Origin of the sequence: Chitinophaga sp. (assembly GCF_019236475.1) — a bacterium.
Lineage (GTDB): Bacteria > Bacteroidota > Bacteroidia > Chitinophagales > Chitinophagaceae > Chitinophaga.
The window spans coordinates 205,467-225,840 of record NZ_JAFAIX010000002.1; the positions used below are offsets into that span (position 1 = coordinate 205,467).

The window sequence follows — 20,374 nt, forward strand, 5'->3', positions numbered from 1 at the left end:
GACGCGGGACCGTTTTATTAAAACAGTATACCATGAGCGCAATTACAGGCATACATCACGTTACGGCTATTTCCGGCAGCGCAAAACGCAATTTCGATTTTTATACGCGCGTGATGGGATTACGATTTGTAAAGAAAACTGTCAACTTTGACGATCCCAATACTTACCATTTTTACTATGGCGACGAATCCGGCACACCTGGCACTATATTGACTTTTTTCCCTTGGGAAGACATTGCCACTGGTCGCCGCGGCACGCACATGGCTACAGAAATCGGTTATGCCGTACCTGACGGTAGTCTGGATTTCTGGCTGAAACGTTTCGAAAAAGAGAACGTCATTTACAACAAACCATCTTCCAAATTCGGGGAAGTATATCTCACTTTCCTGGACCCAGATGGATTGAAAATAGAACTTACCGTACCGGAACTTCCTGATAATCGGGAACCCTGGGAAACGGCTGAAATCAAAGAAGCGAATGCTTTACGTGGCTTTCATCATGTTACCTTGACTTTGGATGACATCCAGCCTACTGCAGATCTACTGGTCTCTGTTTTCGGTTATGAATTGAAAAAGAACCATACCAACAGGTACCGCTTTGCAGGACCTAACGGGGAAAAAGGCGGATATATTGATCTGGTGGAAGCTAAGGGGGAGATGCGTGGTCATGTGGCCGGCGGATCTGTGCACCATGTGGCGTTCAGAGTACCTGACGATGCTACCCAAGAACATTTCCGGAAAATCCTGGAAGATCGTGGATTGCATATTACTTCCCAGTTGGACAGGAAATACTTTAAATCCGTATATTTCCGGGAACCAGGAGGCGTGCTGTTTGAACTGGCAACCGATCAACCCGGATTTACCGTAGACGAACCTAAAGAACAGTTGGGACAGCATTTGATGTTGCCTCCGCAGTTTGAAGCGCAAAGAAATGAAATTGAGAAGAAATTAATAAAGCTCGATTAACATGGACTTCCAACCAATGAAATATATTTGGGAACCTGCGGTTAACGGCAATGGATATACGTTATTGCTACTGCATGGAACCGGTGGAGATGAATCCGACCTGTTACCTATCGGGGCGCGACTGGGCGCAGGTTTCAATATCCTAAGTATACGAGGGAATGTATCAGAACATGGGATGCCCCGTTTCTTTCGGAGGTTGAGCATGGGCATCTTTGATGAAAAAGATGTTCATTTCCGCACCCATGAAATGGTACATTTCTTACAAGAACTTTCATTGGGATTGGGTTTTGATCCCGCTAAGATGATAGCAGTTGGATACTCCAATGGCGCTAATATTGCCGGTGCTACGCTGATGTTGTATCCCGAACTACTAGCAGGCGCTATTCTGTTTCGGCCAATGCAGCCTTTATATGGACTGGAAACAGCCTTTGAAACAGAGAAGGCACAGCCGGTATTGATGAGTTCCGGAAAAGAAGACAGTACCGTAGATCCTGCTGCCACAGAAGGCTATGCCACACTATTGGAAGCCAACGGATTTAAAGTAAGCGCCATGCAGGTAGAAGCAGGACATAACCTATCGCAACAGGATATCACCCTTGCCGGCAAATGGCTAAAAGATTCATTTTAAAAAAATTGATAAGGAAGCTGCACTATGACTATGGACGAATCAGTGAAAGTATCGATTGGCAACGTTCCCTACCAGGTTTCAGTAGAAACCCGCGGACACAGATGGTTGGTGGATGAGCCAGAAGATGTGGGTGGTGGAGACACGGCTCCAAGTCCCGGAGAGCTATTACTCAGTAGCCTGGGCTCTTGTACCGCCATCACGCTTAAGATGTATGCCACCAGGAAAAAATGGCCAATGGAAGATGTAGAAATAGAACTGGCATTCAACACCGCACTAAAGCCAGATCCTTTAACTACCGTAATTGAACGAAATATCACCATTAAAGGTGACCTCACCGATGAACAAAGAGCACGCCTGATGCAGATTGCGGATGCCTGCCCTGTTCACAAGGTGTTGACTAACCCTATAAAAATAATCACTCGTCAAGACTAAAAGGAGGATTTCAAAATGAAAGACATTACTAAGAAATACACGAACGGAGAGGTTACCATTGTATGGAAACCCAATGTATGTGTACATTCTGAAGTATGCTTCCACGGTTTACCGGAAGTTTTCAACCCTAAGGAAAAGCCCTGGATTAATGCAGAAGGGGCTACTACAGAACGTATCATTTCCCAGGTAAAGCAATGCCCTTCCGGTGCGCTTACCTATTACCTGAATGCAGATGTGGAGGCAGAAGCAGGCGTAGCGCCCGTGATAGAAGCAGACAGCATTGTGGAACCGCTGCCCAACGGACCCTTACTCGTGTATGGCAACATTCTCATTAAAGAGGCAGATGGCCATGAAACACACAAAAACAAGGTGACAGCCTTCTGCAGATGTGGCGCATCCAGCAATAAACCCTATTGCGATGGCACCCATGTAAAAATCAATTTCAGAGATAAACCTGAACAGTAATGGAATTAACGATTCATAATAATACCGCTCAACATCGTTTTGAGACTACCGTAAATGGATTCACTGCATTTATTCAATATCATCTCTTCCAGGGTGGCATCGCCTATGTACATACAGAAGTACCGCCAGAACTGGAAGGGCAAGGCATTGCATCTCAGATGGCCAAATATGTGTTGGATTACGCCCGGACAGAGCACTTGAAGGTAAAACCTTTATGTCCTTACGTGCACGCCTATATGAAAAGGCATCCGGAATATAACGACTTACTCTGATGATCAATCAGCAGCACAAATGCAAAGCGGCTGGCAGGGATTAATTCCTGTCAGCCGCTTTTTTTATTTACTATCTTTATAAAAAACATAATATGATACTCTTACAAGCCATGCTGCAACCCTGGCATTGGGCTATTGGCGGGTTCCTGATAGGGCTGACAGTTCCCCTACTGTTATTGCTCGGAAATAAGCCATTTGGCATCTCCTCTTCTCTCCGACATATCTGTGCCGCCTGTTTTCCGGCGGATATTTCCTTCTTTAAGTACGATTGGAAGGCACAGAAATGGAATTTATTCTTTGCTGGAGGCATTCTTATCGGGGCATTTATTGCCGCTCATTGGACGCAAGGAAATGGGGAAATGGAAATTGCCGCTGCCACCAAAGAAAGACTGCAAAATTATCAAATCCATAACTACCAGGGACTGTTGCCGCAGGAGCTATTTAACTGGAATAACCTTTTTACGTTGAAGGGGCTGATATTCTTTGTAGTAGGCGGTTTCCTCGTTGGCTTTGGCACCAGGTATGCTGGGGGCTGTACTTCCGGGCATTCGATCATGGGATTATCCAATCTGCAGTGGCCTTCCCTTGTAGCCACCATCTGCTTTATGGTGGGAGGTTTTATTTCCGCCAATGTGATTCTTCCCTGGGTATTTTCCATTCTTAATTAATGCGTCATGAAAAATATTAAGTACTTATTAGTCGGAATTTATTTTGGAATTGTATTGGTGAAATCGCAGGTAATCAGTTGGTTTCGGATACAGGAGATGTTTCAGTTGACTTCATTTCATATGTACGGCGTAATTGGAACAGCCGTTATTACTGGGATGATATCAGTGCAACTCATTCGTCGGTTTGGCATTAAAACATTTGCTGGTGAGCCGATTTCCATTGCGCCCAAGCAATTTGATAAGGGACAGATTTTCGGAGGAATTATCTTCGGATTAGGTTGGGCGATAACAGGCGCTTGTCCGGGTCCATTGTTTGCGCAGATTGGTAGCGGCTTTACAGTGGTGGTGATCACTTTATTGAGTGCGATTGCCGGAACCTGGGTATATGGTTTGTTGGAGAAAAAGTTACCACATTAAGGGCCGACTTTCGTCAGCCCTGTGTGATATGTATTGATTAACGATGTTGAGACATTTGATAGATAATGGCGATGACAGCGATGATAAAAATTATCAGTCCAGCAATCTTCACCCAACTGTAAGGCCTGTCACCAGTCACTTCACCAGTGGTAGCATTGACTACGAAATGATATACCTTGTCGTTGTATTTGTAGGCGCTGATCCAAACAGGCAGCAGTAAATATTTCAGGCCAAGACTATTATATACGACATCGTAATGGTCGATGATCTGTTCATCTCCACCGATATCATCACGAATTTCCTCGCGAATAACCGGGTCCATACGCTGTTGTGCCAATACCAACCCTTGTTCCGCATTGGTTTGATACAATTCCGCCCGGAAGCCGCTCAAGTAGCGACCATCATAGGCTTTCAGCAATTCCAGTTTCCATGGTTCCAGGATCACTGCCATTTTCTGTGGCAATGAAGGGCTGGCGGAAACGAGGACATCACGGAAATCATTTGCAACGTGACCGGATGTACGATACCAGGCAGTATGACGTACCTGGCGGGTACGGGTTTGTTCCTCCCCATTTACCGTTTCGGTATAGGTTTCTGTAACGTAGTAGTACTCCCCTCGCTGACCTGAATACGAAGTGCTGGTATCCGCATCATAGGACCAGTGAGGAATGTATATCCCTTTCAATTGTTGGGAAGAACCGTCTCTTACTTTTTTAACGAGATCCGATGGCGCGAACCATAGTTTGCTCATCCAATTACGGAAGAAGCCAAGGGCTTCCCCGTCTTTAATGATGAATGGCAGCACGTAGTGTGGCTGGAGCATGGAGGTGGTCTGTGCATGGTCTATGACCAATGGTGATGCACAGAACGGGCAGGAATCGGCCGTGACATTGGGCAGTAAAGTAGTGGATGCACCACAGTTGGTACACTTCACCACTACAGCTTCCTGTGTAGCGCTGGTATGCGCCTGTTCAGCCGCGATAAATTGTTCGTAATCGAAGGAGTGTACCTCCGTTTCTGTTTCCTGTGCGATTTCGTTTACAGTTCCGCAGTAATCGCATTTCAGGCTGTTGGTACCTGGTGCATAATGAAGCACCGCACCACAGTTCTGACACTTTAGAGAGGAGACCGTTTCACTTGTTTTGTCCTCAAATGACATAGGGCAATATTCAGTCTGTTAGATAGCAGTGCGGCGGGTACCGCACTGCTCAAAAAATTAAGGTAATGGCGGAGGAACAGTAGCGAGTACCGGTGCCAGTTCTGGCACTGTGGAAGCGGCGGACCATGCAGCCATACCAGCTTTCCATACCAGGGTATTGCCATTCAGTTGACCAGCAGCGGCGAGCTGACGCAATTGATCCATTTCAAAAGGACCAGATTGTTTACCATCTACAGCTACGTAGAAAGCTACCGCAGCAGGCAACGGCGGAGGAACTGCGCCCTGGGTTGGGGCAGCAGCACCGGTTCCACTCTGGCCGGTTACTGGATTGAAAGTATTTTGTTGGAACACATTACCCACTTGGCCCATCATGGCTGCGCCCATACCGAGGCCCAGACCAGCGCCCGCGAGGCCGCCGCTGCCAGGGTTTTCCGCAGATTTTTCCATGGCGTTAGCTGCCTGGAATTGCGCATAGGCGCCCAGGTTACCAACGATACCCATGCTACTGCGTTTGTCCAGCGCTGCTTCCACTTCCGGTGGCAAGGAAACGTTTTCAATCAGGAACTTGGTCAGTTCCAGGCCCAGTTCATTGAATTCAGGGCTGATTTTATCACCAATAACTTTGGAAACTTCGTCATAGTTTGCCGCCAGGTCCAGTACAGGGATTTTTGCTTCCGCAATGGCATCCATACCACGGGAAACAGCCAGATTGCGTAACTGTTCGTTGATACCATCCACTGTAAATTCAGGGTTGGTAGCTGCGATTTCTTTCAGAAACTCACCAGCATCCTTTACGCGGAATGCATAACTACCGAAGGCGCGTACACGCAGCGGACCAAATTCCGCATCGCGCAGCATAATCGGATTCTTAGTACCCCATTTCTGGTTGGTAAATTGACGCATGCTCACAAAGAAAACATCCGCTTTATAAGGGCTATTGAAGCCATATTTCCAACCCTGTAAAGTAGCCAGGATAGGCAGGTTCTGAGTATTCAGTGTATACATACCGGCCGGAAACACATCCGCAATCTTACCCTCATTCATAAACACAGCTACCTGTGATTCACGTACGGTGAGTTTGGCGTTTTGTTTTATTTCATTCTGATAGCGGGGAAATTTCCAAACAATAGTATCCGCGGACGTATCCGTCCATTCAATAATGTCAATAAATTCATTCCTGAGTTTATCAAATAATCCCATAATGACAAGTTTTTAATACGAGTTAATGTCTGTCAAATCTACAGAAATATTTATTTGAATTGGAACTAATGATTTGTTATAATTTCAACAACTTCGCATTGATGGCAACAACGACGGTACTCACTGTCATCAGCACCGCACCAGCGGCAGGACTGAGAATAATCCCCCATGGCGCCAGGATACCCGCCGCCAATGGCATGGCAATCAGATTATAACCCGTTGCCCAGGCTAAGTTCTGGACCATTTTACGATAGGTAGCTTTCCCAAATCGAATGAGACTGACAATATCCGCTGGATTACTGTTTACCAGTACAATCCCCGCCGTTTCCGCTGCGATATCAGAGCCGGAACCAACGGCAATCCCAATATCCGCCTGGGCCAGCGCCGGAGCATCATTGATACCATCGCCGGTCATGGCCACGTATCGCCCTTCCAACTGCAACGTTTTAATTGCTTCTAGTTTTTGATGCGGTAAGACTTCTGCAATCACCTTATCAAGATGTAGCTGCTCCCCCACCACTGCTGCCACTTTGCGGTTATCGCCGGTGAGCAATACGGTCGTAATGTGATCAGCTTTCAGCGACTGCACAGCAGCCGCGGATTCTGGACGAATCTGATCCGACAACAACAGGTAGCCTGCCAGTTGTTCGTTTATGATAACATAAGATAAAGTGCCGGTATCATCTGTTTGAACAGGTGGCAGTTGGAAATGGTCCCGAGCATATGCCGGAGAAGCTACCAATACAGTATCTTGGGCAACTGTTGCTTGTACTCCTTTTCCGGAAAGCGCCTGTACTTCGCTAGCAGTAGGAATCTGCAAGTTCAATTCATTTGCTTTGGCAATGATACCCGTTGCAATTGGATGCTCCGACTGCTGTTCTGCTGCTGCTGCGAGTGCCAATATATCTTCCTTACTACGGTCAGGCATATACGATTCCATAACCGTCACTTCAAATTTGCCAACGGTTAGCGTCCCTGTTTTATCAAAAACCAGGGTATCTATTTTCCGGGCGTTTTCAAATGCAGTTCTGTTTTTAATCAGGAGTCCATGTTGTGCGGCAATGGTGGTAGATCGGGCTACTACTAGCGGAATTGCCAATCCCAGCGCATGCGGACAACATATTACAATCACGGTGACCATTCTTTCCATCGCAAAAGCCAAGGAGCTACCAGTAAGCCACCAAATGAGGAAAGTGGCTACCCCGGCCACTATAGCTAATAGCGTCAGCCAGCGGGCAGCCTTATCTGCCAACAGTTGAGTCCCTGATTTGGCTTGTTGCGCATCATTCACCAGCTTAATTACCTGCGACAAATACGATCCTGCGCTATCATGGGAAACGGTGATGTGTATAGCGCCATTTCCATTGATGGAACCCGCAATTACTTTATCTCCGGCTTTTTTCTCTACTGGTTTGGATTCTCCGGTCAGCATGGATTCATTTACATAGCTGCTGCCTTCTCTCACTACTCCATCGGCAGCTATTTTTTCGCCTGGTTTTACCAGGATGATATCATTGGGTTTGAGGCTATCTGTTTTTACTTCGAGGATCTCGTTTCCTTTGACCAGATGCGCTTCTGCCGGCATCAGTTTGACCAACAGTTCCAGTTCTCGGCCAGCACCGGCTACTGCGCTCATTTCAATCCAATGGCCCAATAGCATAATGAGTATAAGGGTAGCCAGTTCCCAGAAGAAATCCATGCCTTTTAATCCGAAAAGCGTGGCCACACTATACACAAAAGCCACGGTAATGGCGAAACCTATCAGGGTCATCATGCCGGGATTACGCTGCTTCATTTCTTGGGCCCAACCGATCAGGAAAGGCCAGCCACCATAAAAGAAGATGATGGTACTGAGACCGAACAAAACGTAATTCCCTCCGGGGAAGTCGATCTGTAAGCCCAGCCACTGCTGAATCATATGCGATAATAGCATTACTGGTACGGTCAGCACCAGTACTACATAAAATCTTTTTTTAAAGTCATTGATCATAGCTTGATGGTCATGACCGCCATGGGCGCCATGCCCGGCGTGGCTACTATGATCCATTTGCATTTCGTTATGATCTGCTTCTTGATGATGTTGATGCCCTTCATGCGCATGATGTTCACTTGCAGGCACATGGTGGTGATCATGAGAATGGTCTGTCTGTTGATGGTGATGTTCGTGATGAGGGTCCATAATTCCGGGCTTTAATAGGTGAAAACAAGTGCCAGTTTGATTTGTTGGCGGTGGTATATATACTAGTAATTTACAAACATTTCATTGATAAGCAGATATGGCCTATTGGGATTACATTATAAGAAAAGCCGCCCATTTGGATTGGGCGGCTTTTTGCTATTTTGTATCGAATTGTCTTAGCCAGGTTTGAGCGAGACCGGGCCATACATTGGCGGCAGGATTGCCGGGCCTTAGCCCATAACCATGTCCACCTTTATTGTAAAAATGTAATTCTACTGGAACTTTGGCATCTCTCAGTGCACCCGCCATCACCAAGGCACTGTTGCCATACGGATCATCTGCGGTAGCAAAGAGAAACATAGGAGGCGTGGCAGCATCCGCTTTCAGCTCCGGTGTGAGTGTACGATTGTCCCCTTTATCCAAGTAAGCCGGATAGATCAACATGGCAAATGCCGGCTTGCAACTAACACTATCCGCTTTATCAACTGGCGTATACTGTTGTTCATGGTAAAGTGTACTAGCACGGGCACTCAGAGAACCGCCGGCTGAAAAGCCTAACAGACCTACCTTATCTGCATTATAACCAAACTCCGCAGCCCGACTTTTCACTATACGCAAAGCCCGTTGCACATCTTGTAATGCGCCTAGTTCTTTATTAGGTACACGGTAGTGAAGTACAAACGCCGTATAGCCGAGACTGTTAAACCACTTCGCTATTTCTGTTCCTTCCAGATTAATGGCTAGGATATTGTATCCTCCTCCGGGGCAAACTACGACTGCCACGTCCTTGCGTCCGTGTAACGGCGCCGGGTATACGGAAATAAAAGGGTCCGTCACCTCTGCGATACGCAGTACACTCCGACTGGAGTCTGCCGACATTTTATAAGCCGCTTTACTAGTTTCTCCCGGCGCATTGCCGGGCCAGAGAGGGATTGTCTTTATCTGCTGTGCCATCATATTAAAACCAGAACCCATCAAAAAGCATAAGAGCATCCATTTTTTCATATGTAAAGGATGATTTAATTATTTAACGCATTCCAACCAAGCTTGTGCCATGAGTCGCGCTCCAGCCACAGAAGGATGAACGCCGTCGCCGGTCCAATAAGCCGCTGGCGCTGATTGGATAGCCTTATCAAAGATAGCCTGGTAAGGAATAAAAGTAGCCTTGTATTTCTCTGCCATTGCTTTGGCAGCAGTTCTGTACTCATTGAAAGTCGGGTACCAGTTGTCATCCACTGCCTTCACTCCTTTTATAGCAAAAGGCTCACCGAGGATGAGTTGGATGTCCGGGTATTTCTGACGGGTACGATCCAGGAGTTTATCATAATCATCCCGATAAACTTTGGAAGTACCATCGTATTTACCGGAGAGGGTATGCCAATAGTCATTCACTCCGATGAGGATACTGAGCACATTCGGTTTGAGATCTAGGCAATCTGCATCCCAGCGTTCGGCCAGTTGATATACTTTATTTCCGCTGATACCGCGGTTGTAGATATTTAGGTTTTTATCTGGGTGTTGCCAGAGCATTTCAGAGGCGGCGAGGAAGGCATAGCCTCCTCCCAGTGCGCTGCCGTTATTGGGGCCTGGCGCATCTCTTTTTCGGCCTACATCCGTAATAGAATCGCCCTGAAAGAGGATGATATCATCTTTTTTTAGTTGGATTTTAGCGGGTTTAGGCCCTGTAGTGGCGGCAGCCACAATCTGTGGCAGACTGATCGCAGCGAGGCTTCCCAGGGAAACGTTTCTCAGGAAACTACGGCGGTTCGATGTGTTCATAACGTTATTTTAGCTTTTTTAGATAGTGGAACATCTAAAAATATAAAAATGACATTTGATCTTTTAAATTTTTTTCAGGAATGATTTGTAACTAGACAAACGCGCTATGGCCGGTAATCGCGCGACCTACAATAAGGGAGTTGATTTCTTTGGTACCCTCGTAGGAATAGATAGCTTCTGCATCCGCTACAAACCTGGCCACATTATATTGCAGGAGTATGCCGTTGCCGCCCATTACTTCCCTCGCACGGCCTACAATGTCGCGAGTACGCAATGTACAAAACACCTTCGCAAGAGAAGCGTGTTCATCTTTTAATCCCCCTTCATCCTGGATTTCGGAGAGGCGGAAAACCATCGTTTGCATTGCGGTGAGGTTGGAGAGCATTTCCACCAGGTGGCCTTGTATCAATTGGAAAGAGGCAATCGGTTTTCCAAATTGTTCTCTATTATTGGTATAAGCCAGGGCATTTTCGTAGGCGCCCCGAGCGCAGCCAACAGCCTCCCAAGCCACACTGGCCCTGGTCTGCCGGAGTACGCGGGCAGTATCTCGGAAACTGGAAGCATGTTGCAGGCGGTCGCTTTCTTCAATACGTACGTCTTTCAGCGTTATAAGGCCATTCTGCACAATGCGGAGGGCCATCTTATCGTGCATTTTTTCTACGGAGAATCCGGGAGTGCCTTTTCGCAGCAGGAACCCTTTCACTTGGTTATCGTCCACATCACGGGCCCAGATTACAATTACATCCGCGAAAGTAGCGTTGCCAATCCATTTTTTCTGGCCATTGAGTACCCAGGTATCCCCTGTTCGTTTGGCCGTGGTGGTTAGTCCGCCAGCGGTACCAGAGCCTACTTCCGGCTCCGTAAGTCCAAAAGCGCCGATGGTTTCCAGTTGCTGCATGCGTGGGAGCCATTCATCTTTTTGTGCCTGTGAACCCAGCATATAAATCGACCCCATTGCCAAGCCGCTTTGTACACCAAAGAAGGTAGCAATACTGGCATCTACACGCGCCATTTCCATGGCGATAATGCCTTCCATGAGATATGAGCGGTTAGGGCAGCCATAGCCATCGTAGGTGACACCGCAGATATTGAGTTCCCGGAACTTGGGTATGATTTCAAAAGGGAATTCCGCTTTCAGCCAGTATTCATTTACGATTGGCTGGATTTCCTTCTCCATAAAGGCGCGGACTTTCAGTTGGAGTGCACGGTCTTCTGCATTCAGGCGGGCGGAAATGTTGTAAAAATCGCCTTCTACTGGGGGAACCTTCTTTTTGCTGCCATGAGAGGTCAGCATTTTCATTAATCCGTTCAGTTGGGTTTCATCCATCTTTGCTACGGACTCCATTACTTTCGGCAGATCCACCTTTTCGGAGAGCCGGGCCAACATTTTAAAATCAATGCTCTTAAAGAGATGATAGGCATTTCTTAGCTTAGAGAAGGTTCCAGGCATAATTTCCGTTTTGGATGAATTTACGAATTATTTACCCGTAAATTTTCCATCCTGGGTAATCTTCAGGACCTTATCATTGATTTTAATAGTGGTAGTTCCGGTAAAGTTTCTTTCCTCTTTAGGCTGATGTTCTCCATCCTCTTCAAAAGTAAGATGGGTAGGCATCGTACCTGCGTAGGAAGTATTTTTCAGGTTGCTGTAAATAACATATCGATCGGTGATATCCAGGTTTTGATTGGCCAGCACCACTTCCGCCAGGCGTTCGTTATTGCGGTGGAAGATATGTACTGCAATAGCTACGGGATGTGGAAAGGGAATCCAAGAAGTACCTTCAAAAGAATGTTCTTCCCTAGACTCATCTGGAAGAATAGATGTCAGCAGATTCTTCATGGACTTCGCATCAAAGAAGCGGCTTGCAATTTCCAGGTGATTGCGCGTTTCCTGGAGTTCTCCATCTGCATCCTGGCGTAGTGTAAGGTCCCAGATAAAGCGCCAGTCGTCTTGCTGATCCATATTATAAAATATTGGCTCCGCGATAGTTTCCTTCAGGTGGATGGTACCATCTGCAGCAATAGACGCATTTTCTGCCTGGGTATAATATCCTTCGGCATCTTCTCTGCCCAACAACATTTTGCGGTCGGTTTCCTTCCCTTCCGGCGTGTATACTACCAGGGTATAACCAGGAGCGATGACACCTTCGCCCTGTTCCATTTCGTCTGTAGTATATAACAGCATCGGCATTTTACCGGGCAACAGTATTTTACCGTAATGGTAAAATTGTAGGGTATCTGCGAAAATATGTTGTTCAAAATTGAAGAAAGGCGTGAGTACGGATACAGGTTTCAGCTTGCTATTATCTGGAGCTTTATCCAGTACCAGTGGCACCTTCACTTCTGGAAACCGACGCAGGTATTCCTGAAAACTGATATCCTCTTGTGGCACATGGGAGATTTCTCCTTTGGCATCTATTTTTATCAGCTTCAGTTTGCCTTTGCTCTTTGGTTCTGATTCGTGATTGGTGGAATAGACATACCATTGGGTACGTAATTCGATGATGGAATCATTTTCAAAAAATGGTTCCATACGGGTATAGGAGTGCTCTGTTTTGCTTTCTGATACGGCATTCATCCCGATTTCCTCGGTGGCTATCATTTTACCTTTGTGATCAAAAGTGCCTAGTATCTGCCTATACCAATTCTTGTTAACGTTGGTATAGCATTTAAATACAATGGCTACGTAGTTGTTTTTCCTGACAAAAATACCCGCTAAGACTTTCTCAAACTTGTGACCGTTGGGAGCAGGTATAAAACTGCTACCACTGATATCTTTCAGTTTCTCGTCAGCATCGGTACGATCTACCATAGGTAATGAATCGACCAGTCCGGTGAAGCCCGGAATACTTTTAATCGTAACCCTGGCGGTATCGGCATCTGTATTGGTATTGCCATTGTTCTGGCATCCTGCTACTGCGAAAATGAGCAATGCAGCAGTAATATTTACCAGTGTTTTCATGGATTCTCGGGATGATTTGCGAGGCAAGATAATATAATTCCCTAAAAAGCAACCACCTGCAACAGAATATCCGGCAGGTGGTTGGTCAACGATTTACTACTGCGATTATTGTGCAGTAATGGATCCGTCTTTCGCTATCACATAAGTTTTATCCGCAATCGTTAGTGTAACAGTGCCTGATATGGTACCAAAACTTTCGTACTCCGTATAGACTTTATCGATAGATGTCGGGAGTTTTACGTCTGCATTGGTGAAGGTATTATCCAACGTAAGGGTATAAAAATTTGAAAATTATTGTACAGTGATGCTGCCATCTTTAGCCACCAGATAGGTTTTACCGCCAATGGTAACGGTAACAGGCCCGTTAATCGTACCTTTTAACTCCTGCCGTCCTACATAATCATTACCTATAGATTCCAGTGCTTTCACCCCTTCATTTCTGGTAGTATTACTCAACACCACAGCTCCCCGAACGCCACCACTGTTGCTGGCAGTAATCAGCCTAATTACTTTGCCAGTCTTTTCCACGGAGGTATGCAGCAACACCGTAAGATTCCAGTCTTCCAATGATCCCAGGTAATCGAGATCATCATATGTAGTGGCGCCTTCCTTAAAACTGCGCAATTTAGCAGGATCAAAATCTTGCACTTCCATTTTCACGGCGGTATAGGTCCTGGTAAAATGCCCTGTCGGACTTAATATACATTTCACTGCTCTTTCATCGTGAATAGCAGTATATCCATCAATGCTGTCCAGTAGGCTGGTGGTTTCCATCATACTGATACTCCCGTCTGTGTCCATGTTAAATTGATGGGTGGCGAACTGGTAACTTTCACCCGCGTAATTTCCTGTTACTTCCATTCTATCTGTCTCCTTTCCTTGTGGGGTATACGCAATGAGTACCATGGCAGGACCAAAGGCATCCGCGTCTTCCCCTCCATCCAAATCCTCTACTTTTAACAATACCATCGGCTGCTTCTCAGGAACCTCTATCTTTCCTACCATATACAGCGATGGGAAATTGGATTGAAAAAGTCCACCGAAATCAAACCAAGAAGATCCTCGCAGCAATTGATAAAAATTTTTCTGTTCGGTGGTCGATGCATAGCGCAACGGCAAGGTTAATTGTTGGAATGCGGCTAGATACGTCTGAAAAGATTCTTTCACCACATTTTTTGGCAACAGTTTGCCATCAGGTTGGACTGCGAAGAAATGTATTTCCGAAGGTTTTTCAGGGCCACTTTTAAAAAAATTACCTGTATACTCGACAAAATATTTCCGGAATTCGATAATGGAATCATTTTCCATCACCACTTTGGTAGCGTAGTGTCCCATTTGTCCATGCTCATTTATCACTTCTCCTATTTGTACCTGATCCAGTTTCGAGCCATCCCCCGCATAAGTGGTCACCCAATAATTAGTATGCCCGTTTCGTACCCCATAATAAAATACGCTTACTACATTGTTGTTGGTCTTTAATCTGCCAGCCCACAGTTGATCATATATGGTCAATGAGTCCTCTATGGTATGGAGGGCAATAATGGGGTCAAGCGAGGACTTATAGGTATATGGTATTTTTACTAACTCCAAAGACTGCACGAAGGCGGTAAAGGAAGTTATATCTACAGTGGCCTTCTCCTTCTTTTCCGTTTTTGGATGACAAGATGCCAACATAGCAGCCAAAAGGATCAATAAATAACGTTTATTCATAACAGTTAGTGCAAATAAGTTGATTTATTGTGGCGTAATACTACCATCCTTGGCAACCACATATGTTTTCCCATCAATGGCTACAGTAACGGTTCCTGTAATACTACCATTCTCTGCATAATGCAAATAATCATCGGTGATAGCAGTAGGTGCTTTCACCTCGTTACCCAGGGTATTCAACAGGGTGGTTGAGCCGAGAATGTGCCCAGATGGGTCAGTAGTGATCAGTCTTACCAGTTTACCCGCTTTTTCCTGATAGGTATGTATAAATAAAGCCATTTTCCAATCTTCCAGTCTACCCAGGAAATCGCTCTGTGTTGTATCCTGCACATTTTCTGATCTGGTGGGATCAAAATCTTTCACGACATATTTTATGTCTGCATAATTCTTGATAAAGCGACCTGCTGGACTGATCGTAAATTTTGCCATTCGTTCTTCATCCACAGCCGAATAGCCATCACCGTATTGCCCCATGCTGGAGGACTTCAGGAAACTAAAGCTGCCGTCTTGTTCCATATTAAATTTAGTAGAAGAAGACTCAAACCCTTCCGTAGAGTAAGATCCAGTCACCTCCACTCTATCTGTTTCAATTCCTTGCGGATTATATGCCACTAACATCAAGGAGGGACCATAAGATTCCAGGTCGCCGCCGGTATCCATATCGGAGACTTTTACTAGTACCATGGTGGGGTTCCCAGGAATTTCCAATTTCCCCAATTTAGCCGCTTTAGGAAATGTGGTAGACAAGAGTCCGCCATAATCCAGCCAAGATCCGCCCCTATAGGCCTGTTGAAAAGGTGTGGTCTCCGGCGTGTCCTCGTAATTCAATGGCAATGATAACTTTTCGAAATTAGACAGGTATCTCTGGAAAGATTCTTTTTCCGCTTTTTTCCATATCAGTTTGCCACCGGGCCTCACAGCGAGGAAGCGTATTTCAGAGGGTTGATCGGGGTGAAAGGCGTTATAACTTTCTTCTGTGGCGGAATAATATTTTCGGAATTCAATGATAGAATCATTCTCCATCACTACCCTATTTACATATTTCGAAGTACCATCTTCATCTATTTTCTCTCCCACCTCGGTCTGTTCCAGTTTATGGCCATCAGCACTATAGCTCGTTACCCAAAAATGCCCGTTTTTCTTTTGCTCTCCATAATAGAATACAACGATAACGTCATCGGTAGTACGAATACGCCCTGCTCGGAGATCATCATATTGGGTAGCGGTATCCTCAATAGTATGCATCTCTTTTACCAAGGACATAAATTCGGGATGGGCCAACGGGGTTTGAACATACGGTAATGATTGTACGAAATTCTTAAAAGCGACTGCATCCACAGGGTTTCCCTGTTGCTTAGGTTGATCCTTACAGGCAGCCATGATACCAATAAGGGCAACCATCAAATAGCGTTTATTCATGAAGGTTAGGATATAAATAGTGTGTTGTAAAGATATATACAAAAATGGGGTTATTGAGGAGTGATACTACCATCGGCGGCAATGCTAAATGCCTTATTACCTAATATAACTCGCACAGGACCTGTAAGGTTTTTCCAGATAGTGTGATCAATATTTGGTGGTGGTATTTTTTTAGGTAGCTCAAAATGGAGCGATTTGAGGGTATTCACCAGCTCCAGGTCCCCTAGTACTTTTCCTTCCTTATTGACCGTCAGTAAATGGAAAGATTGTTCATGACCCTTGCGGAAATTATAAAACATCAGCGCCATATCCCATCCATCCAACTCCGCTAGGAATCCCGGTTCCTGAATTAACGTATTGGCACTGCCTTGCGCTACAAGCTTAGTAGGGTCAAAGTCCTGGAACCTTATCACCTGATCCGTATAGGTAGTGGTAAGACTACCGTTATTATCCCAGGTTACTCCTACTTTACGAGATTGGTCTCTGGCACCAATATCGGAAGGGAAACTCCTATCCTGTCCACTCTCCTGGAAGGAAACGGTACCGTCTGTGGCTATACGAAAATAGGAGAGCGTATCTTCACTTTCCTCGGTACCATTATCTCCACATACGCGTAATCTGTCGGCTTCCCGACCGTTTGCATCATAAGTAACCAATATTAGAGAGGGACTGTAGGCAATTTCACCACCATCAGCGAGCGTTAAATCTGCCACTATTAGTAAAACTGCCTGTGATCTTCCAGGGACGGCTATCTTCCCAATTTTATATGCTACAGGATAATCAAACAACAATAACTTTCCATAATCAAACCAGGAATTTCCTCTATGTGCTAGCGCAAAGTTTTTTCCAACGGGAGTGCTATCATAGGCCACTGGCAAGGATAACGCAGGTATAGCGTTTATAAATTCTGGGAAAGTTTCTTTCTTTACTTCCTTCCAGACCAGCTTTCCTCCTGGCCGTATAGCCAGTAGCTTTATTTGGGAAGCATTATAAGTGGCATGCATAATGTTATCATAGCCCTGATCGTAATAAGAGCGATATTCCAGGATAGAATCGTTTTCCATCAAGGCTTTCGTCACATATTTCGACGTTTGATCCTGGAGGTCCCGTATGCCGATGTCGACCTTATTTATCACTTTTCCAGTACTATCAAAAGAAGTCATCCAATAGCTGTAAGCATCTTTTTTCTTACCAAAATAAAAGATCACAACAGTGCTATCGGCCGTCCGTACCCTAGCAGCACGCAGTTCATCGAATTTGTAATGTGCATCTTCAATAGCAAAACCGCTTTCCACTACAGGCATTTCTTCCCCGTAAAAATGAGGAGTATGGAGGTAAGATAGCGTTTTGATATAATTTTTATAGGCAGACACGTCCGCATCGGATGTCGTTTGTTGCTGGGGTGGTTGGTGACAGGCGGTCAATATGCCAAGCAGTCCAATTAAGATATAGCGTTTAATCATAAGTTAAGAAACAATGGGGCAAAGCTAAACATCCAAGACTACTTTAAAAAAAATAACCCCGGGAAGACCATCCCGGGGCGTTTTTGTAGGATATGGATAATATTACCTGGTAACGGTAATGGTCTTTTTCAGCTTGAGATCTTCGGAATTGCTGCCTACCGCAATTTCAAATTCACCGGGCTCCACAGTCCAATTCATATCCTTATCTAGTAAGGCCAGATCATCTGGATGCAGTGTGAAGTGAAGAGTTTTGGTTTCACCTGGCTTCAGGGTCACTCTTTCGAAACCACGCAACTGCCAAACATAAGTAGTTACGCTGCTCACTTTATCGTGCATATATAATTGTACTACCTCATCACCGGTACGTTTGCCCGTATTAGTTACATCAACGCTTACCTTAAAATCGCCCTGCTGGCGGTTTTGCTCAGGAGTGATGGACAGATTTCCGTAGGAGAATGTTGTATAGCTCAGACCGTAGCCAAAAGGAAACAGTGGGCCATTTACGCTCGTACGTCCGTAACCGTTATTGCCACTGGAAGGCTGATCCGCGTGTGAACCAGGCTTATATGGAAAGTTCAGTTCTATCTGACCCGTTGATTTAGGGAAAGTTACAGTCAGTTTACCACCTGGGTTATAATCACCGAAGAGGGCTTCTCCCACAGCGATACCGCCTAATGGGCCAGGAAACCATGCCTCCAGGATAGCAGGCAGGTTCTGCGCTTCCCAGTTAATCGTCAATGGCTGACCGTTGATCAGCACCGCAATCACCGGTTTACCGGTAGCGTGAAGCGCTTGTAACAGTTGCAACTGACGGCCAGGGAGGTCCAAACTAGTACGGGAAAGGCTTTCCCCTACTCTTTTATCATCTTCTCCTACCACTGCAATAATCACATCCGCATCTTTCGCTTTACTAACGGCATCGGCTATACTATCTTGTTCAGCTTGACTTAACGGCGTTGGTACGATTTCAGTGCCAGGCCAACCTGGATTTACCACATCGCAACCTTTGGCATAGGTAACATTGATACCGTTGCCAGCCAGTTTACGAATACCTTCGAGCACATTGATCACCGGGTTATTGGAAGGACCATAGCGACTATTAGCGTGACTTTCAGCAGTTGCCAAAGGACCTGTTACCAGGATTTTATGCACCGCAGCTCTGCTTAGTGGCAAGGTATTTTTTTCATTCTTCAGCAGTACCAGGGACTCGCGATTGATCTGTAACGCAAAAGTATCATCCGCCGCAGTGTGTACTCCTTTGTCGGCCAACTTCTCATCCACATATGGATGATCAAACAATCCCAGTTTGAATTTCACTCGCAATACATCCGCTACGCGACTGTCGATTGTTTTCATGGACACGCTGCCTTCTTTCACCAGCTCTCTCAATGGCATGATGAAATCTTCTGGTGGAGTGAAGTTGGTTCTAACGTTCAGACCAGCTTCCACCGACTGACGTACCGCATCTTTATAATCAACTGCTACATGGTGTTTGGAGTAAATATATTCTACCGCCTCACTATCGGATACTACATAACCATCAAATCCAAATTCTTTACGGAGCAATTGGGTCAAGAAGTAATAGCTACCTGTTACGGGTTCTCCGTCCCAGTCGTTATAACTGCTCATCACCCCCATTGGCTTTGCTTCCTGGATCACCCGACGGAAAGGATACAGGTACAACTGATGCATTTCCCGTGGCGCCACATGTGGATCCGTGCGGGCATTCCCATCACGTCCTCCTTTGGGAATACTATATACAGCGAAGTGTTTCAGGGTAGATGCCACGCCTTGCGACTGAATACCGTTCACCATTTCTTTACCCAGTTCAGCGATGAGGAAAGGATCTTCTCCATAGCATTCCACCACGCGGCCCCAGCGGGGATCGCGGGCAGGGTCTAAAATGGGCGCATATACGTTCGTATAGCCGAGCAGTTTAGCCTCTCTACCAGCAATTTGTCCGGCCTGCAATACTAGGGAACGATTCCAGGTACTACCTATACCGATTGGCGCAGGTAAAGGCGTAGCACGGTCGTGGTTCAGGCCATGGATACCCTCATTGGTAAAATCCACCGGGATCCCCAACCTGGTTTCTTCAATGAACCAGCGTTGTACGGTATTAATAGCCGCAGCATGGCGATTGTAAGGGAAGGAATATTTCGTCTGTGCTTTTTTGTTGTTGGCAACACTGTTCAGTTCCTCATCAATATTGGCGATACCATCTTTCCAAACTTTGTTTTTCCATTCTGGCGTTGGCATTTCATCTTTCAATACTCTTCCATAGCCGTACAGGGTAGCCATTTGGCAAGTCTTTTCGTCCAATGTCATTTGAGACAGCAAGTCCTTGATCCGTTCATCCACTGTGCGGGTAGGATCTTCGAAGATATCCTTCTTGCCATTCTTGTTGAAATCAATCCAGCCATTCCGATAGATGGGCTGCTGTTTCTGAGCGGTAGCATATTGCACCGCCAGGACAGTCAGCAACCCGGTTGCAGTAATCCTGAGCTTCATTTGCTGATATTTATTTAACGCTTAAAAGTCATGCAATGGATTGCAAAACGCCACCAAGATAAAATTATAATCTGAAAAGCAAAGGGAAAAAGTGAGATACGGAAAAAAGCTAAGCAGTTGCCCTCCAGTACATTAATAATTGAAA

19 protein-coding genes are annotated in these 20,374 nt (G+C 45.7%); 7 read left to right on the forward strand and 12 right to left on the reverse strand.

Going from position 1 to position 20,374, the window contains the following annotated elements; translation table 11 throughout:
* Positions 1 to 32 precede the first annotated feature (32 nt).
* The 7 genes from JO154_RS01320 (at position 33) to JO154_RS01350 (ending at position 3,847) form a co-directional block, all read left to right on the forward strand.
* The gene (locus JO154_RS01320) at positions 33 to 965 is read left to right on the forward strand and encodes a ring-cleaving dioxygenase (RefSeq protein WP_291941182.1); all 933 of its coding nucleotides are present in this window, start codon (positions 33 to 35) and stop codon (positions 963 to 965) included.
* A gap of 1 nt (position 966) precedes the next feature.
* Positions 967 to 1,593 carry an alpha/beta hydrolase gene (locus tag JO154_RS01325; protein WP_291941183.1) on the forward strand — a complete coding sequence of 209 codons (627 nt, stop codon included), beginning with the start codon at positions 967 to 969 and terminating at the stop codon, positions 1,591 to 1,593.
* Between the two features lie 30 nt (positions 1,594 to 1,623).
* Positions 1,624 to 2,025, forward strand: a complete 402-nt coding sequence (locus tag JO154_RS01330) for an OsmC family protein (protein ID WP_291941185.1) — start codon at positions 1,624 to 1,626, stop codon at positions 2,023 to 2,025.
* 15 nt (positions 2,026 to 2,040) lie between these two features.
* Positions 2,041 to 2,490, forward strand: coding sequence for a (4Fe-4S)-binding protein (locus JO154_RS01335; RefSeq protein ID WP_291941186.1), 450 nt, complete (start codon positions 2,041 to 2,043; stop codon positions 2,488 to 2,490).
* Positions 2,490 to 2,762: a GNAT family N-acetyltransferase gene (locus tag JO154_RS01340; protein WP_291941188.1), complete on the forward strand. Its 273-nt coding sequence runs from the start codon at positions 2,490 to 2,492 to the stop codon at positions 2,760 to 2,762. The genes JO154_RS01335 and JO154_RS01340 overlap by 1 nt, the downstream gene beginning before the upstream one ends.
* Before the next feature lie 92 nt (positions 2,763 to 2,854).
* Entirely contained in the window at positions 2,855 to 3,430 is a 576-nt protein-coding gene (locus tag JO154_RS01345; RefSeq protein WP_291941189.1) for a YeeE/YedE thiosulfate transporter family protein, read from the forward strand.
* A 6-nt stretch (positions 3,431 to 3,436) separates the two neighbouring features.
* Positions 3,437 to 3,847, forward strand: coding sequence for a DUF6691 family protein (locus tag JO154_RS01350; protein WP_291941191.1), 411 nt, complete (start codon positions 3,437 to 3,439; stop codon positions 3,845 to 3,847).
* A gap of 37 nt (positions 3,848 to 3,884) precedes the next feature.
* Here the strand turns inward: JO154_RS01350 and JO154_RS01355 are convergent, their stop codons facing one another.
* The 12 genes from JO154_RS01355 to JO154_RS01410 all read right to left on the reverse strand — a co-directional run bounded on the left by JO154_RS01355 (position 3,885) and on the right by JO154_RS01410 (position 20,229).
* A complete protein-coding gene (locus JO154_RS01355; RefSeq protein ID WP_291941193.1) occupies positions 3,885 to 5,006 on the reverse strand; it encodes a hypothetical protein in 1,122 nt (373 codons plus the stop codon).
* 57 nt (positions 5,007 to 5,063) lie between these two features.
* Positions 5,064 to 6,206, reverse strand: coding sequence for an SPFH domain-containing protein (locus tag JO154_RS01360; RefSeq protein ID WP_291941195.1), 1,143 nt, complete (start codon positions 6,204 to 6,206; stop codon positions 5,064 to 5,066).
* Positions 6,207 to 6,282: 76 nt separating this feature from the next.
* Complete coding sequence (locus tag JO154_RS01365) at positions 6,283 to 8,385, reverse strand: copper-translocating P-type ATPase (RefSeq protein ID WP_291941197.1); 2,103 nt, start codon at positions 8,383 to 8,385, stop codon at positions 6,283 to 6,285.
* 156 nt (positions 8,386 to 8,541) lie between these two features.
* On the reverse strand, positions 8,542 to 9,390 hold the full coding sequence (locus JO154_RS01370; RefSeq protein WP_291941198.1) for an alpha/beta hydrolase: 849 nt from the start codon (positions 9,388 to 9,390) through the stop codon (positions 8,542 to 8,544).
* An 18-nt stretch (positions 9,391 to 9,408) separates the two neighbouring features.
* Positions 9,409 to 10,164 carry an SGNH/GDSL hydrolase family protein gene (locus tag JO154_RS01375; protein WP_291941200.1) on the reverse strand — a complete coding sequence of 252 codons (756 nt, stop codon included), beginning with the start codon at positions 10,162 to 10,164 and terminating at the stop codon, positions 9,409 to 9,411.
* A 91-nt stretch (positions 10,165 to 10,255) separates the two neighbouring features.
* Positions 10,256 to 11,614, reverse strand: a complete 1,359-nt coding sequence (locus tag JO154_RS01380; protein ID WP_291941201.1) for an acyl-CoA dehydrogenase family protein — start codon at positions 11,612 to 11,614, stop codon at positions 10,256 to 10,258.
* A gap of 27 nt (positions 11,615 to 11,641) precedes the next feature.
* The gene (locus tag JO154_RS01385) at positions 11,642 to 13,126 is read right to left on the reverse strand and encodes a hypothetical protein (protein ID WP_291941202.1); all 1,485 of its coding nucleotides are present in this window, start codon (positions 13,124 to 13,126) and stop codon (positions 11,642 to 11,644) included.
* Positions 13,127 to 13,231: 105 nt separating this feature from the next.
* The gene (locus JO154_RS01390) at positions 13,232 to 13,393 is read right to left on the reverse strand and encodes a hypothetical protein (RefSeq protein ID WP_291941204.1); all 162 of its coding nucleotides are present in this window, start codon (positions 13,391 to 13,393) and stop codon (positions 13,232 to 13,234) included.
* A 24-nt stretch (positions 13,394 to 13,417) separates the two neighbouring features.
* Positions 13,418 to 14,836, reverse strand: coding sequence for a hypothetical protein (locus JO154_RS01395; RefSeq protein WP_291941205.1), 1,419 nt, complete (start codon positions 14,834 to 14,836; stop codon positions 13,418 to 13,420).
* A 24-nt stretch (positions 14,837 to 14,860) separates the two neighbouring features.
* Positions 14,861 to 16,255 carry a hypothetical protein gene (locus JO154_RS01400; RefSeq protein WP_291941207.1) on the reverse strand — a complete coding sequence of 465 codons (1,395 nt, stop codon included), beginning with the start codon at positions 16,253 to 16,255 and terminating at the stop codon, positions 14,861 to 14,863.
* A 50-nt stretch (positions 16,256 to 16,305) separates the two neighbouring features.
* Positions 16,306 to 17,718: a hypothetical protein gene (locus tag JO154_RS01405; RefSeq protein WP_291941208.1), complete on the reverse strand. Its 1,413-nt coding sequence runs from the start codon at positions 17,716 to 17,718 to the stop codon at positions 16,306 to 16,308.
* 102 nt (positions 17,719 to 17,820) lie between these two features.
* Positions 17,821 to 20,229 carry a glycoside hydrolase family 3 N-terminal domain-containing protein gene (locus JO154_RS01410; protein WP_291941209.1) on the reverse strand — a complete coding sequence of 803 codons (2,409 nt, stop codon included), beginning with the start codon at positions 20,227 to 20,229 and terminating at the stop codon, positions 17,821 to 17,823.
* Positions 20,230 to 20,374 lie beyond the last annotated feature (145 nt).